Source organism: Brasilonema octagenarum UFV-OR1, from assembly GCF_963888615.1.
Lineage (GTDB): Bacteria > Cyanobacteriota > Cyanobacteriia > Cyanobacteriales > Nostocaceae > Brasilonema > Brasilonema sennae.
Genome location: NZ_CAWPKW010000296.1, coordinates 1 through 14,889, shown reverse-complemented (window position 1 = coordinate 14,889; position 14,889 = coordinate 1). Strand labels below are relative to the sequence as shown.

The window sequence follows — 14,889 nt, the reverse complement described above, 5'->3', positions numbered from 1 at the left end:
TTTAAAAACTTTACGTTTACAATACTAAGGTTTGATAGCACTACATATAATTCGGGTGAGTAACGTCCGTGTTTAGACAGGGAAGGAGAAATGGCTACAGCACAACAGTCAGAAAATCAAAGTCAGCAAGCCCGTACTGTGGCAGAGTTAGTTGATTATATCCAAGAACTCACCACAGAAATACAAGAATTATACTGTCTGGATGCCATTCCTTGGGTAGTTGGATACTCTGGTGGTAAAGATTCAACAGCAACTTTGCAGTTGATTTGGAATGCGATCGCACAACTCCCACCCGAAAAACGGACTAAGGCAATCCATGTTATTACAACAGATACGTTGGTAGAAAACCCTGTCGTCTCTGCTTGGGTACGCAACTCTCTGGATCGCATGAAGGCAGCCGCGAAAGAACAAGGAATGCCTATTGAACCTCATCTAAATTATCCAGCAATCAAAGATACTTTTTGGGTTTGCTTGATTGGCAAAGGTTATCCAGCACCACGTAACAGATTTAGATGGTGTACAGAACGCCTGAAAATTCAACCCGCCGACAACTTTATCCGTGAAATGATACGTGCCAGCGGTGAAGTTATTCTTGTACTTGGTACACGTAAAGCCGAAAGCGTTAAACGCGCTATAACGATGGCAAAGCATCGAGACTGGCGAATACGCGATCGCCTCAACACAAATCCCAATCGACCGAACTCGCTGATTTACCTGCCCATCGAAGACTGGCGTACTGATGAAGTGTGGATTTACCTCAACCAATTGCAAAATCCTTGGGGATACAGCAACAAAGATTTATTCACCATGTATCGAGGTGCAACAGCTGATAATGAATGTCCCCTCGTGATTGATACTTCTACCCCAAGTTGTGGCGATTCTCGCTTTGGTTGCTGGGTTTGCACAATGGTTAGTAAGGATAAATCGATGGAGGCGATGATTCAAAATGACGAAGAAAAAGAATGGATGCAACCTCTACTAGATATCCGCAATGAATTAGATGCTGAAGATGACCGCGACAAAAGAGACTTCCGCCGCATCTGGGGCGAAGTCACATTATTTGAACGCAACATGGATGGAGAAATCTCCGTAGAACCAATTCCTGGTCCATATACCAAATATTGGCGTGAACATTGGCTAAGAAAAGTTCTAGAAGCGCAAACCCAAATCCGTCGCACAGCACCAGAAAATATGCGTGATATAACTCTCATTACAACAGAAGAATTGAGTGAAATTCGCCGTATTTGGCTAGAAGACAAACACGAATTTGATGATAGTTTACCCCGTATTTATAAAGAAGTGACAGATGAACCTTTTATAGATCCGCGTCCTGGTGCTGGTAACAGTCTTCTTGGTAGCGATGAATGGGCGGTGCTGGAAGAAATTTGTGAAGAAGATGCAATGCACTTAGAACTCATGGCGAAGCTTCTCGACACAGAACGCCAGTATCGCAAAATGTCCCGTCGTGTGGGAATTTACGATGCGTTAGCCAAATGTTTTGAAACAAGTTCTCGTTCTCCAGATGAAGCAATTAAAAACGCTCATTTGAAACGAGACTTGAAAGCCGCAGCAAGTGAAGGCGATATTGAAAAAGTCAAGCAGTTGACTTTGGGTGATGTGACTGTTTCTGAAACAGAAAAACCGCAAACTTGGGGAAATATCAAATATAAAAAGAGGAATTCTGTTGATTGAATTTTAGGTGAATCAAATTGCAATCAACTAGAAACCCGGCGAATTCCATTCGCCTAATGGTTTTTATTTTGCTATATAATAACCTGGTATCTTTTCTAGCCAAAGTCTCTATCCACATGATATTTGTTGAACTTGTCCTACAAAACTTTGGTCCCTACAATGGACGCCAAGTTATCAACCTTAACCCACAAGAAAATGATAATTCTCGCCCCATCCTCTTATTAGGTGGAATGAACGGTGGTGGGAAAACAACTTTGATGGATGCGATTCGCCTTGCGCTTTATGGATCTCGTGCTCAATGCTCTAACCGTGGTAATTTAAGCTATAGTGATTTTCTTAGCCAATGCGTTAACAGTCATACTCCAGGAATTGAAAAAACACGGGTTGAATTACTTTTTGAACATATTGAAAATGATCAGCCAGTCAAATACCGAATAGTGCGAACTTGGGAAAAAAATCCTAAAGATGGTAAAGATAATTTAGGAATTTTGGAATTAGACGTTGCCAAACAAGAGGATTGGCTTAGAGAAGAATTAGTTAATACTTGGGACGATTACATTGAAAATCTACTTCCGTTAGGAATTTCTAATTTGTTTCTCTTTGATGGAGAACAGGTGAAAGAACTTGCAGAACAGGAAGTACCGCCACCTATTGTTGTTGATGCAATTCGCGGACTTTTGGGGCTAGAGTTGGCAGAACGTTTGGGAGTTGATTTAGAAATTGTCGTCAATCGCAAACGTAAGGAAATAGCCGATACTAAAGATTTGGTAAATATAGAGGAAATTGAAAAAAGATTAAAACAGCAACAAGCAGAATACGAAGAAAAAACGAAACAGCTAGAAAAATTAAAAACCGAATTACAAGAATTAGAAAAAGAAAAGCAAGACGCGTTTGATAAATTTGTTTATGAAGGCGGTAAAATCGCAGCAGAACGAAATCAACTAGAATTACAAAAGAAGCAAAAAACTACTGACGTAGAACAAGCACGTCAGGGAATGTGTCAATTAGCGGATAGTATTCTACCACTGGCGTTGATTGAACCTTTACTGACTCAAGCGCAACGCCAAGGAGAAAAAGAATTTCGCATTCAACAAGCGCAAATAGCAAGAGATATATTATTTGAACGAGATAAACGTTTACTCAATTGGATGACTCAAGCAGGAATTTCTGAAGAACAAGTTGAAAAAATAAAAGCATTTTTAGAACAAGATGAAGAGACATTGCGAGCCAATTTGATACAACCAGAAGAATCCTGGTTATTAGCTGACGCTGAAACCTTAAGTCAATTGGGCAATATTTTCTACTACCTGCAAAATGAGAAGAAGATAGCCAAGCAACAAATTGACATTCTCGCAAATAAAGAAGAAGATATTGTCACTCTAGAAAGACAAATACAGACGGCAGCCGAACCAGAAGCTTATAAACAGTTAGTTGATGTACTCGAAGCAGCACAAAATCAAGTTTCCCAAATCAAAGCAGCAAGCGAAGTCACAAAACGCCGCTGTGATGAATTAGAGGCTGAAATAAAAAATATCAAAAAGGACTTACAAGAATATAGTAAGCAAAATATTGACCGCAAAAACTACGAACATATTATTACCTCTGCAGCCAAAGTCCAACAAACACTCAAGCTTTTCCGCGAAAAATTAACCCTCAGAAAACTCAACAAACTCGAAGTTGAAGTTACCGAATGCTTCCGCTATCTCCTCCACAAATCAGACTTAGTGCATCGCGTTGCAATTGACACTCATACCTTCAGCCTGTCGCTATACGATGTACAAGGTAAACCCGTTCCAAAACATCGTCTTTCTGCAGGTGAAAAACAACTCTTAGCGATCGCCTTCCTCTGGGGATTAGCCCGCGTTTCCGGACGTCGCTTACCAGTCGCAATTGACACACCTCTCGGACGCTTAGACTCCTCCCACCGCAACAACCTAGTTGAACGTTACTTCCCATCAGCCAGCCATCAAGTCATTCTCCTTTCCACAGATACAGAGATAGGAAAAAAAGAAGTCAAAATATTGCGAGAAAACGAGGCGATCGCCCGCGAATACCTCCTCAAATACGACTCATCCACCCGTCAGACAACAGTTGAACCAGGCTACTTCTGGTAAACTCTGTTCTTTCTCTTGTTTCTCTTCCTCTGCGTTCTCTGCGCCTCTGCGGTTCATTACTCTAAGACAACATGGAAACCCCAATAGATCGTATCAAACTCTCCCAAACAGCCAAAGACCAACTCCTCAAACTCAGACGCAACACCAAAATCGATCAATGGAACATCCTGTGTCGTTGGGCGTTTTGTCGTTCCTTAGCCGAACCAACCTCACCCTCACCCGTACCAATTCCTCAAGATAGTAACGTCGAAATGACATGGCGCGTTTTTGGTGGCGAAATGTCCGATATATTCCTACTCGCCCTCAAGCAACGCTGCTACAACGACGGCTTCCCAACAGACAAAGAAACCCTAGCAACACAATTTCGCCTCCATCTACATCGCGGTATTGGTTACCTCGCAGGTGATCCAAATATCAAGAAGATTGAAGATTTAGTTGAATTAGCAACGAAAAAGATATAAGGATTAATAAATCACAGATAAACACGGATGCTTATTATCTGTGCGCATCTGTGATTATTTGTGCTTCCCTCAATATCCTTATGTCGCCAGAGAGTTACGTAGAAATAGAACGCCATAAAGCCGCTATTTTTCGCACCGACTTGTCCAGACCTGTGCGATTGGCAATAGAATGGGCAATTATAAATAACGATACCACGTTTTTTGACTACGGTTGCGGACACGGTGGCGATGTGGAGCGAGTAGCGAACTTAGGCTACACCAGTTCAGGCTGGGATCCATACTATTACCCAGATACCCCCTGTGTTCCTGCTGATGTCGTGAACTTGAGCTACATCCTGAACGTCATTGAAGACACAGAGGAACGCCGCCAAGCTCTTTGCCAAGCTTGGGAACTCGCCCACAAAGTCTTAATTGTTGCAGCTCAAGTTCTGATAAATGCTCCCAGCAAGACTCAAGTTGCTTACAGTGATGGTATCGTCACCAGTCGCAACACGTTTCAGAAATATTACGAACAAGAAGAACTTAAAAGATACATTGATGAAACCCTAAATGTCGATGCGGTACCAGTCGCGCTGGGTGTGTATTTTGTTTTTCGAGATGAAGCCGAAAAAGAAGAATTCAAAGCAATACGCTTTTTCTCCAGAACCTCAACACCAAAGGTACGCATTCCTACCAAGCGGTTTGAGGATTACCAAGAGATGTTGGAACCACTGATGGCTTTTTTTACTCAACGTGGCAGACTTCCAGTGAAAGGCGAATTGGATAACGAACAGGAATTGCTGAGTGAATTTAAAAACTTTCGCCGTGCTTTTGCTGTGGTTTTGCAAGCGACTGATGAGACAGAATGGGATGCGATCGCCTACCGCCGTTCTCTTGACATCCAAGTTTATCTTGCTCTCACCCACTTCGATCAACGCCCGACATTCCATAAATTACCACGAGAAATACGCCATGACATCAAAGCCTTTTTTGGCAGTTATGAAGAAGCTTGCGAAGTTGCTGATGCTAAGCTTTTCAGTTTGGGTAAAACCGGAGTCGTCCAAACAGCTTGCGAAAAAAGTAAAATTGGCAAACACACTCGTAGCGCCCTTTACGTCCATGTTTCAGCCCTTAGTGAACTCGATCCCTTGCTGCGAATTTACGAAGGCTGCGCAAGTCGCACTGTTGGACGTGTCGATGACACAACGCTGATAAAGTTTTGTACAGATGAGCCACGAATATCCTACCTGTTCTATCCGGAATTTGATACTGATGCCCATCCAGAACTAAAAGCGAGTATCACGATCGACTTAAAAACTTTGCGCATAACTCACCGAGATTATGAACAAAGGAAAAATCCGCCAATTCTCCACCGTAAAGAAACATTTGTGATCTCTAACTATTCATTATACCAAGAATTTGCTCAACTTACCCAAAAAGAACAAGAATTAGGACTACTCAAGGATAAAAGCGAGATTGGTACTCGTGAAGGTTGGGCAAAATGCTTGGCTGAACACGATGTAGAAATTAGAGGACATCAAATTCATTTCCTTAACGAAAATTAGGATTCAGCCAAAAAATGAAAAGCGCCAACTGCATAAGATAGTGAAACTTTGCGTTATTTATAGGCATCTTTCCCAGATATTACGCCGTCAATATGACAATATCTCTCAAATTCTTCCACTTTAGGAGAAACAAATAAAACAGTGCAAACAATTTCATCATTACTACAAGTTTTTAAAAGCCGCAAGATGGCGGCTTTGTTGTTATTAGGTTCGTCATCGGGTTTGCCGTTCTTCTTAACGGGAAACACCTTGAAAGCTTGGATGACAGTAGAAAAAGTTGATTTAACAGCCATTGGGTTGTTTAGCTTAGTCGCAATACCATATTCCTTTAAATTTATCTGGGCACCTTTGTTAGATAGATTTACACTCCCATTTTTGGGACGACGGCGGGGTTGGTTAATTGTGATACAAATGGCGTTGTTAATTGCGATCGCCCTCATGGCTTTCCAACAACCCAAGCAAGCATTACAACTCTTAGCCATCAACGCCTTAGTAATTGCCTTTTTCAGCGCCACTCAAGACATCGTCGCCGACGCTTATCGTACTGATGTCCTTAACGAATTAGAAATGGGCGCAGGTGCAGCAGTTTTCGTTTTGGGTTATCGACTGGCGCTCATACTCACAGGTTCCTTGGCGCTTATACTTGCTGATAGAATACCGTGGTCATCAGTTTACTTGTTGATGGCAGCAAGTATGGCAATTGGGATTTTTGGCACTCTCTTCGCACCAGAACCAAAGCGAATTAGCCCACCAGAGTCATTAGTAGATGCGGTTATATTACCATTTGGGGACTTCTTCCAGCGTCGAGGTGTACTCCAAGCCTTATTGGTTTTGATGTTCATCCTCTTCTACAAACTGGGCGATGCTTTTTTGAGTAGTATGGCAACTCCCTTTTTGCTGCAAACAGGCTTCACCCTAACCGATATTGGCGCAATCCAAACAGGTATGGGACTCATTGCTTCCATTGTAGGTGCTCTCACAGGGGGAGTGATTTTGAGTAAAATCGGTATCAATCGTTCCCTTTGGGTATTTGGCTTTTTGCAAGCAGCGAGTAACCTAGCTTACTTTTTCCTGGCTCAAATCGGTAAAAACTACCAGTTTTTAGTGCTGACAATAAACGTAGAAAACTTTTGTGGTGGGTTAGGAACAACAGCATTCGCAGCTTTTATGATGAGTCAGTGCAACCCGCGTTTTTCTGCCACTCAATTTGCTTTATTATCAAGCATTATGGCGTTCAGTCGCGATATTTTGGTTTCCCCAGCTGGCAGTTTGGCAAAAAGTACGGGTTGGTCTATATTCTTCTTAATTAGTATCATCGCTGCTTTGCCAGGGTTACTTCTATTGCCATTCTTCGCCCCTTGGAACCAAAAGCCAGCAGCAATGAACAGACCAGGAGTTGATAATGAAAAAGAGGATTTATGGGGCAAAAACTGATCATTATTGTTGCAACAGCTATTCTTTTAATTACTGGCGTCTTACTTGGTTACGTTCTTTCCCAGTTAGTTCTGGGATACTTGACGCCTAACTTACTAACTCTTTTAGGGACTTTCAGCCTTATTATAATTTTTGGTACACTTTATTACGTTTTATTTTGGGAGTTCAGAAGACAGCAGGCGCAAACTTCACCAGCAGCAAGAACGCGAGCCTCCCGAAGACAGCAGCCTGAACCTGATGCAAATCTCAAAAATAGACTCATTTCTTTAACTGGTGATGCAACTGCTGCCCAACGGTTAGTAGATCAAGCAAAGGTTGAGTACCCTAATATGCCAGAAAATTGGTATTGGGAAAAAGCAATTGCTGATTTTGAAAGTGCTAACCCATAAGGGAACAGAGAACAGTAAACAGAGGAAGCGATTTCTTGATCCCCTGATAACTGATAACTGATAACTGTTTTAAGAAGGAGGTGGTGTTTGTTTCATTCTTGATTGCGAGTGTGTAACCGCGCTAGTCAAAGCTCACAAATATCAACTGTTCGTTGCAAAATGAAAGTATGGCTATATTTCGTCAGTACATCGCGCCGTTTTTCGTAGTGTTAGTTTTCATTATTGCTCTTGTAGCAGTCAGTTCCCGCATCTTTTTACCTTCTGATATGGCTGCACCCGCACCCGTTGAAGAAAGTGGGGAAGTGGGAGCTGTAAATACGCCGCTATTCACACTGTCTACCTTGTCGCCTTCTTTAAGTGTCTGAAGAATTGCTACCGAATTACACAATTCGCCGTGGTTCCACCTTGGATAGAGCGCTGCTGGTAAAATTCATGCAGCGAACTTACCAAGAAGCCTTTGCACAGCAAGACTTCTCCCATCTCGCGCAAACAGTTGAACAATACTTCTCCAGAGACACTCCCCTTTGGTGGGTTGATTTTGTAGAAGTAGAACAAAAGGAAGCACCAGAAGCTGGCAGAGAAAGCAATTCCAAATTCCAAATTCCAAATTCCAAATTAGGAGTCTCTCCCTCCCTACCTCCCTCATCCCCGATCGCTGGTTTATGGGTAGGAAATGCCATAGATCAAGTCCAAGGCGATCGCCATGCTCATATCTTTTTACTCTACGTTGTGCCAGAACACCGACGACAAGGTGTCGGGACAGCTTTGATGCAATATGTAGAAAATTGGGCAAGGGCTAGAGGTGATCACCAAATTGGGTTGCAAGTCTTTCAAACCAACACAGCCGCATTGAATCTTTACAATCAGCTAGGATATCAAACCCAATCACTGTGGATGGTAAAATCTCTTGAGAACACACAAGAATAGGGTTGTCAACCCTGGTTTATTGACTTATTGGCACGGGGGATTATATCTTAATCCCTAACAGGGATTGAAACTATGTATGACGAAGACGACCTAAGCTTACTTGATGTCGAAGCAGAACTAGAAAGTCCTCTGGATCACATGGAACCCGTCACTGCCGAAACAGAGACGCCAATGCCCAATCCAGAGCAGATGCTAGCATTATTAGAACATCAACAGCCGCAGCAAAGGATGTTAGCGGCGCGTGCTTTTTGTGACATAGAAGATGCTAGGGCTATCCCCCATCTGATTCGCTTATTAACTGATACCTGTCCTTTGGTACGGGTGAGTGCAGCCTATGGTATTGGACGCAACCCCAGCTTAGATGCTGTGGAACCTTTGATTGCCCAGTTAAACCGAGATTGGAATGGCTACGTACGTAAAGGAATTGTTTGGGCGTTGGGGAACTGTCGCGATCGCCGCAGCCTAGCACCTCTAGTAGATGCTTTAAGAACCGATATTTCCGCAGTACGCCTGTGGGCGGCTACCGCCTTAGCACAAATGGCACAAGTGGGATATGAAGCTGTTGTGGGAGCAATGCCCCCCTTGATTTCAGCCTTGGTACAAGATCCCGTCGCACCAGTACGCAGCAATTGCGCTTGGACAATTGGACAACTTTGCCGCGAACTGCCTTCTAATGTCGTTTATGCTACTGCAATTGATGCACTGATTCAAGCCTTTGCCGAAGATAAAGATTTGGGAGTGCGGGAAGACGCTAAAGCCTCCCTTTTGGGAGTTGGTGACCCCCGTGGACTTCAGTTGATTGAGACTTTGGAACAGGAAGGCTGGTTTTGATTTCAGTTATCAGTTATCAATTGTTCACTGTTCACTGTTCACTGTTCACTGATGACTAACCTTTATACTGAATCCGATAAATACGGTTATTTGCTTCTTCAGTGACTAAAAGACTACCATCAGGTAAAGTAAGTAAGCCCACAGGACGTCCCCAAGTTGTAGGTACAGAAGGGTTTAGGAGAAATCCAGTCAGAAAGTCTTCATAGTATCCTTGCGGACGTCCATTGGTCTTAAATGGGACAAAGACAATTTTATATCCAGTGCCGCGATCGCGATTCCAAGAACCACGAAAAGCAACAAAAGCACCATTACGATATTTTTCCGGGAATGTCTTACCGTCAGAAAACTGCAACCCCAAGGCGGCTGAGTGCGATTGAAAGAGCACATCTGGAGTACGAGTACGACTTGCTAAATCTGGTCGTTTACTGGCCTCACCCGTCTTCTGACGTGGGTCAAGATTTTTAGCTGTTAAGTACGTATACGGCCAACCATAGAATTCTCCCTGCTGAATGCGTGTCAAGTAATCTGGTACCAACTCATCCCCAATACCATCACGTTCATTAATAGTCGCGTAAAGCTCCTTAGTCACAGGGTTAAAATCTAGACCAACTGGGTTACGCAAGCCAGAGGCAAAAGTCTGCTGCTGGGAACCATCTAAGTTCATCACCTGCACTGAAGCCCGTGGCAAAGGTTCTTCGTCTACATTAGTTCCAGAACCAACCGAAACATATAACTTGTTACCATCAGGTGAGACAACAACGTTACGCGTCCAGTGGTTATTGTAGCCGCTAGCAGGCAAGCTAGCGATTTTTGTGCCAGAACCAGTCATTTGCTGCTGATTTTTAGCGTAGGGAAACCGCAACACTGCATCAGTGTTGCCCAAAAAGAAGGAATTACCAGCAAAAGCCATACCAAAAGGTCTATTTAGTCCGTTGGCTTGAGTGGCAAAAGTTTGTTTGACATCAGCCACCCCATCACCGTTGGTATCACGCAATAAACGAATACGATTTTGCCCAGTTTCAGTTACCAAAACATCACCGTTGGGAGTTAAAGCTAACCAGCGAGGTGCATCCAAACCATCAGCAAAAACGTTAACTACAAAGCCAGGAGGGACACGTAGAGTCGGGTTCTCTGGAATTGGTACGACCTCAGGTGACTTTGAGGCGCTATCAGTGGCGTAGGGTTTTGGCAAATCAGCAACATTAATGCGGATAGGTGCTGGTGACAATGGTTCTGTACGAATACCATTTTTCAGTTGTGTAGAACTTTGTGCTAGTTGGGCAGAAGGTGAAGATTCGGGTGTCGCTTCTTCTTGGGAAGCACGAGTCTGGTTACAGGCTGCTGCTGTAGTCAGTAGCAGAAAAAGCAGCAAGTAACGCAGATGTTTCATGGTAAACATTTCAACAATGATGCACGGCTCCTTAAAGTTAGATCAGATGTTCTAAAACTTTCACCATTCCAAAGTGCGATTTTACCAGTTTTCAGTTAAATAAAAACTGGTGTAATCAGCGTATAATAGGACTTTCAGCCTCTTAATATCCATGTGCTGACTGCATCAGAAGATAAGCATTGACACTCCCTGGGCTAAAGCCGCAGGGATTCTTGGTTCGTTGACTCGCCATTAGACAGCAGGTTTGCACCAACTGCCCAAGAGGGCAAATCTCCCCAAGCGTAAGTTCCCGTGTGCCCCACGGTACTGAGTCCCCGTTTCAGGATGTTGATTGCTGCATTCACGTCTCTATCCTCCACGTATCCGCAATGTGGACAAACGTGAGTTCTTGTAGACAGAGACTTTTTCACTTTTTTGTCACAGTTAGAGCAGTTTTGGGATGTATTATGGGGAGGTACAGCAACCGTGACCTTTCCATATTTGTGTCCAAAATACTCCAACCATGACCGGAAAGTTGACCAGCCAACATCACTGATGGATTTAGCTAAATGTCGGTTTCTTACCAGCCCTTTCACATTTAAATCTTCATAGGCTACCAAATCGTTAGATTGGATAACGGAGTATGCAACACGCTTGCAATACTCTTTTCGTTGCCTACTTACTTTTAAATGCTTCCGAGCATACCTTATTCTCGCTTTATGGTAGTTGGTTGATTGCGGTTTCTTGGCCCTTACGGGTTCGCCAGTCCCTTCAACGGGGGGAACCCCCGCAACGGGCTGGCTCACTTTTTTTCTTGCTTGGTCGTACTTTTTAGACTTTTTGCGATTTGCACGGTTTAACTGTCTTTCAGCTTTACGGTAAAACTGGGGGGACAGTTCTACATTACCTTTATTGTCTGCAATGAAGTACTTTAAACCTAAGTCAATACCAACTACTTGATTTGTCGGTTGAGTCTCAACTTTCAAATTAATATCGATTGCAAATTGAGCATAGTACCCATCGGCACGACGCACCAATCTAACCCGCTTAATTTCTTTGATGTTGTAGTAATTCAAATCATAGGTTCCTTTTAGTTTCAAGGTTCCTATTCCTTTCTTGTCTGAAAAAGTTATAGCTTTACGAGTATTTGAAAGCTTCCATCCTGACGTTTTGTATTCCACCGAACGACAGTATTTTTTAAACTTTGGATACCCGCTCGACCCTTTAACCTTCTTTTTGCAGTTATCGTAAAACCGAGATATCCCGCCCCAAGCACGTTCTGCCGCAGATTGTCTAGCCATTGAATTGAGTTCATCCGCAAAGGGGAATTCAGCCGCCAATACAGCGCAATATTTATTTAATGCATATTTGTCTACTTTTTGCTCTTTGTTATCCATCCAATATCGTAAGCATTTGTTCTGAATGAACTGACTAGTACGGATAGCATCATCTATTGCTCTATATTGCCTGTCTTTTCCTTTGACTTTGAATTCGTAAATTATCACTGGCTTCGACCTAACCAACTACACAATTATGCTAACAGTTCCAGCATAATAATGCAATGAAGATTGTGCAAAAATAGTATCAAGGCAGGGCAAACCCTGCGTCGGCAGTTTTCATGAGCCAGTGCTGCAGGAGGGTCTCCCTCCGCAGGCATCTGGCGTCCCCTTGCCTAAAGTACGGATGTGCACGACTCAGGAGGGCACATCCTCAAGGGTTTTCAACTAGCCTTCCTTATAATCGAGTAACATCTAAATTCAGGAGTTGCGGCATGAGGGACAACGCAGACGACACAGCCAATAAACAATTTAGTTCAGACGCGAACAAACTCAAACAGAAAACTTCTCGAAATCAAGTTTTTACAGCTCCATTACCAGATCCGATCGCAAAAAATATTGAAGCGATTAGTTCACTTCATACCCAGGAAGTTCAAGATATTCCCACCCACCAGCGGATACTAGAAGCGATCGCTACATTCTTTGGGCGAACAACATTTCTGTATAGTTTGCTATTCATACTGGCTTTGTGGATTTTTGGTAGTTTTTTTGATCGCTTTTTGCCATTCAACCTGCCCTCGTTTAGCTGGTCAAATCAAGGTTTAGACGCAGCTGCATTGGTGATTTCAACTGGAGTGCTGGTGCGACAAACTCGCCAAGAAAACTTTGCCGAACAGCGGGCGCAACTGATGCTACAGCTTAACCTGCTCTCCGAGCAAAAAATTGCCAAGATTATTTCTCTATTAGAAGAACTCCGTACCGATTTGCCTGATGTGATAAATCGCCATGATTCGGAAGCCCAATTGATGCAGGAACCTGCTGACCCGATCGCGGTATTGGAAGCACTCCAGAAAAACTTGGCTCAAGAACTGTCATCCGCAGAAGAAAACAATAGTTAATTGCAGTTTTTGAGTAGATTTTTATATCTATTTAGAGATAGATGTCAAACAAAATTTCAAGTATAGTCTTTGTGTAAAAATAAAAGATTATCGTAGATTTTTCTACAGGGATACATATGGCTCAACTGAATGGTGTCATGATGCAATACTTCCATTGGTATATCCCTCCAGATGGTAATCTTTGGAATGAGTTAAAGGATAGAGTCAAAGAGTTAGCTGATGTAGGTGTTACATCTGTTTGGTTACCCCCAGCTTACAAAGGAACAGGGGGCGGCTATGATGTCGGTTACGGGGTCTACGATATGTATGATCTGGGGGAGTTTGACCAGAAAGGCTCAGTTCGGACAAAATACGGCACAAAAGACGAGTATGTCGCTGCTGTCAAGGCAGCAAGAGATGCTGGCATTCGAGTGTATGCTGATGTTGTCCTCAACCACAAGTTAGGTGCAGACGAAGCTGAAGAGGTAGAAGCAACTCCCTACAATCCAGACAATCGCCACGAGGCAATCGGTGAGATGCAAACCATAAAAGTGTGGACTCACTTTACCTTCCCAGGTCGCAAGGGCAAATACTCCGATATGGAATGGCACTGGTGGCACTTCGACGCAGTTGATTACAACGTATACAACGAAGGTGAGAATGCAGTTTACCTGTTTAAAGATAAACAATTTGACGAACAGGTTGACCTAGAAAAAGGCGCTTTTGACTATCTGATGGGATGCGATCTGGATATGGAACATCCAGAAGTTCGCGACGAACTCAAGCGCTGGGGGGAATGGTTTATAGACACCACTGTGGTGGATGGATTTCGCTTTGATGCTGTTAAACACGTTAGGGCTGGCTTTTTCCCAGAATGGTTACAGCACTGTCGTCAACATGCGAAGCGCGATCTCTTTGCTGTGGGTGAGTATTGGTCTTATGAAATTGAAGCGCTACACCATTTCATTGAGGTTACGGGTGGCGATGTGTTGTTGTTTGATGCGCCATTGCACTATAACTTTAGCGCAGCCAGCAAACAAGGCAATGAGTATGACATGCGGCAGATTTTTGATAACACCTTGGTGCAACAGCAACCTGCTTTAGCCGTCACCTTAGTAGAGAATCACGATTCTCAACCCTTGCAGTCGTTGGAGTCTGTAGTGGAAAGCTGGTTTAAACCGTTGGCTTATGCGTTGATTCTACTGCGAAGTGAAGGTTATCCCTGTATCTTCTATGCGGATTACTATGGTGCTAATTACAAGGATACGGGCACAGATGGCAACGAGCATGAGATTTGGCTCGATAGTCATCAATGGTTAATTGATAAATTTCTGCATGCTCGTCAAACCTATGCCTATGGCGATCAATACGATTATTTCGATCACCCTAATACCATCGGCTGGACACGCTTAGGAGATGAAGAACATCCTGGCGGTATGGCAGTTGTTTTGAGTAATGGGGAAGAGGGGACTAAGTGGATGGAAGTTGGGCAACCCAACAGCACTTACATTGACATCACCGAACATATCAGCGAACCCATCACAACAAATGATGAGGGCTGGGCGGATTTTCGATGCAGTGCTGGTTCCGTTTCTGTGTGGGTTTCACAGTCGTAGTCGGAGTTATCAGTTATCAGTTATCAGTTATCAGTTATCAGTTATCAGTTATCAGTTAAAAAAGCTGATTATTTTGATAACTGTTCACCCTAGTGGGAACGGCCACGCCTTACGGCTATCGGGTGTGCGCAGAGCGCA

At 43.3% G+C, this 14,889-nt stretch carries 13 protein-coding genes; 11 read left to right on the top strand and 2 right to left on the bottom strand.

All coding sequences use genetic code 11. The features are described from left to right. The first annotated feature begins 90 nt into the window (after nucleotides 1-90). The 9 genes from dndC to AC5590_RS25580 all read left to right on the top strand — a co-directional run bounded on the left by dndC (nucleotide 91) and on the right by AC5590_RS25580 (nucleotide 9,392). The gene (gene dndC / locus AC5590_RS25620) at nucleotides 91-1,692 is read left to right on the top strand and encodes a DNA phosphorothioation system sulfurtransferase DndC (RefSeq protein ID WP_169266173.1); all 1,602 of its coding nucleotides are present in this window, start codon (nucleotides 91-93) and stop codon (nucleotides 1,690-1,692) included. Between the two features lie 116 nt (nucleotides 1,693-1,808). Further along, nucleotides 1,809-3,806, top strand: coding sequence for a DNA sulfur modification protein DndD (dndD, locus tag AC5590_RS25615; protein ID WP_169266193.1), 1,998 nt, complete (start codon nucleotides 1,809-1,811; stop codon nucleotides 3,804-3,806). A 71-nt stretch (nucleotides 3,807-3,877) separates the two neighbouring features. Then, nucleotides 3,878-4,267 carry a DNA sulfur modification protein DndE gene (gene dndE, locus AC5590_RS25610; RefSeq protein ID WP_169266172.1) on the top strand — a complete coding sequence of 130 codons (390 nt, stop codon included), beginning with the start codon at nucleotides 3,878-3,880 and terminating at the stop codon, nucleotides 4,265-4,267. A gap of 80 nt (nucleotides 4,268-4,347) precedes the next feature. Continuing rightward, nucleotides 4,348-5,811 carry a DNA phosphorothioation-associated putative methyltransferase gene (locus AC5590_RS25605; protein WP_169266192.1) on the top strand — a complete coding sequence of 488 codons (1,464 nt, stop codon included), beginning with the start codon at nucleotides 4,348-4,350 and terminating at the stop codon, nucleotides 5,809-5,811. A 141-nt stretch (nucleotides 5,812-5,952) separates the two neighbouring features. Then, the gene (locus tag AC5590_RS25600; RefSeq protein WP_169266171.1) at nucleotides 5,953-7,245 is read left to right on the top strand and encodes an AmpG family muropeptide MFS transporter; all 1,293 of its coding nucleotides are present in this window, start codon (nucleotides 5,953-5,955) and stop codon (nucleotides 7,243-7,245) included. Beyond that, nucleotides 7,230-7,634 carry an ABC transporter permease gene (locus tag AC5590_RS25595; RefSeq protein ID WP_169266170.1) on the top strand — a complete coding sequence of 135 codons (405 nt, stop codon included), beginning with the start codon at nucleotides 7,230-7,232 and terminating at the stop codon, nucleotides 7,632-7,634. Before AC5590_RS25600 ends, AC5590_RS25595 begins: the two co-directional genes overlap by 16 nt. Nucleotides 7,635-7,801: 167 nt before the next feature. Beyond that, nucleotides 7,802-7,999 (top strand): DUF8624 family small hydrophobic protein, encoded by a 198-nt coding sequence (locus AC5590_RS25590; protein WP_169266169.1) that lies wholly within the window; start codon nucleotides 7,802-7,804, stop codon nucleotides 7,997-7,999. A 67-nt stretch (nucleotides 8,000-8,066) separates the two neighbouring features. Next, entirely contained in the window at nucleotides 8,067-8,561 is a 495-nt protein-coding gene (locus tag AC5590_RS25585; RefSeq protein WP_169266191.1) for a GNAT family N-acetyltransferase, read from the top strand. A 72-nt stretch (nucleotides 8,562-8,633) separates the two neighbouring features. Next, entirely contained in the window at nucleotides 8,634-9,392 is a 759-nt protein-coding gene (locus AC5590_RS25580; RefSeq protein ID WP_169266168.1) for a HEAT repeat domain-containing protein, read from the top strand. A 55-nt stretch (nucleotides 9,393-9,447) separates the two neighbouring features. Here AC5590_RS25580 and AC5590_RS25575 read toward each other — a convergent pair whose 3' ends face one another. Both AC5590_RS25575 and AC5590_RS25570 read right to left on the bottom strand, forming a co-directional pair. Then, nucleotides 9,448-10,782: a PQQ-dependent sugar dehydrogenase gene (locus AC5590_RS25575; RefSeq protein WP_169266167.1), complete on the bottom strand. Its 1,335-nt coding sequence runs from the start codon at nucleotides 10,780-10,782 to the stop codon at nucleotides 9,448-9,450. 194 nt (nucleotides 10,783-10,976) lie between these two features. Further along, complete coding sequence (locus tag AC5590_RS25570) at nucleotides 10,977-12,266, bottom strand: RNA-guided endonuclease TnpB family protein (protein WP_169266166.1); 1,290 nt, start codon at nucleotides 12,264-12,266, stop codon at nucleotides 10,977-10,979. Nucleotides 12,267-12,532: 266 nt separating this feature from the next. Between AC5590_RS25570 and AC5590_RS25565 the strand changes: the two genes are divergently transcribed. Both AC5590_RS25565 and AC5590_RS25560 read left to right on the top strand, forming a co-directional pair. After that, complete coding sequence (locus AC5590_RS25565; RefSeq protein ID WP_169266165.1) at nucleotides 12,533-13,156, top strand: DUF1003 domain-containing protein; 624 nt, start codon at nucleotides 12,533-12,535, stop codon at nucleotides 13,154-13,156. Between the two features lie 116 nt (nucleotides 13,157-13,272). After that, nucleotides 13,273-14,751, top strand: a complete 1,479-nt coding sequence (locus AC5590_RS25560) for an alpha-amylase (protein ID WP_169266164.1) — start codon at nucleotides 13,273-13,275, stop codon at nucleotides 14,749-14,751. Nucleotides 14,752-14,889: the final 138 nt, after the last annotated feature.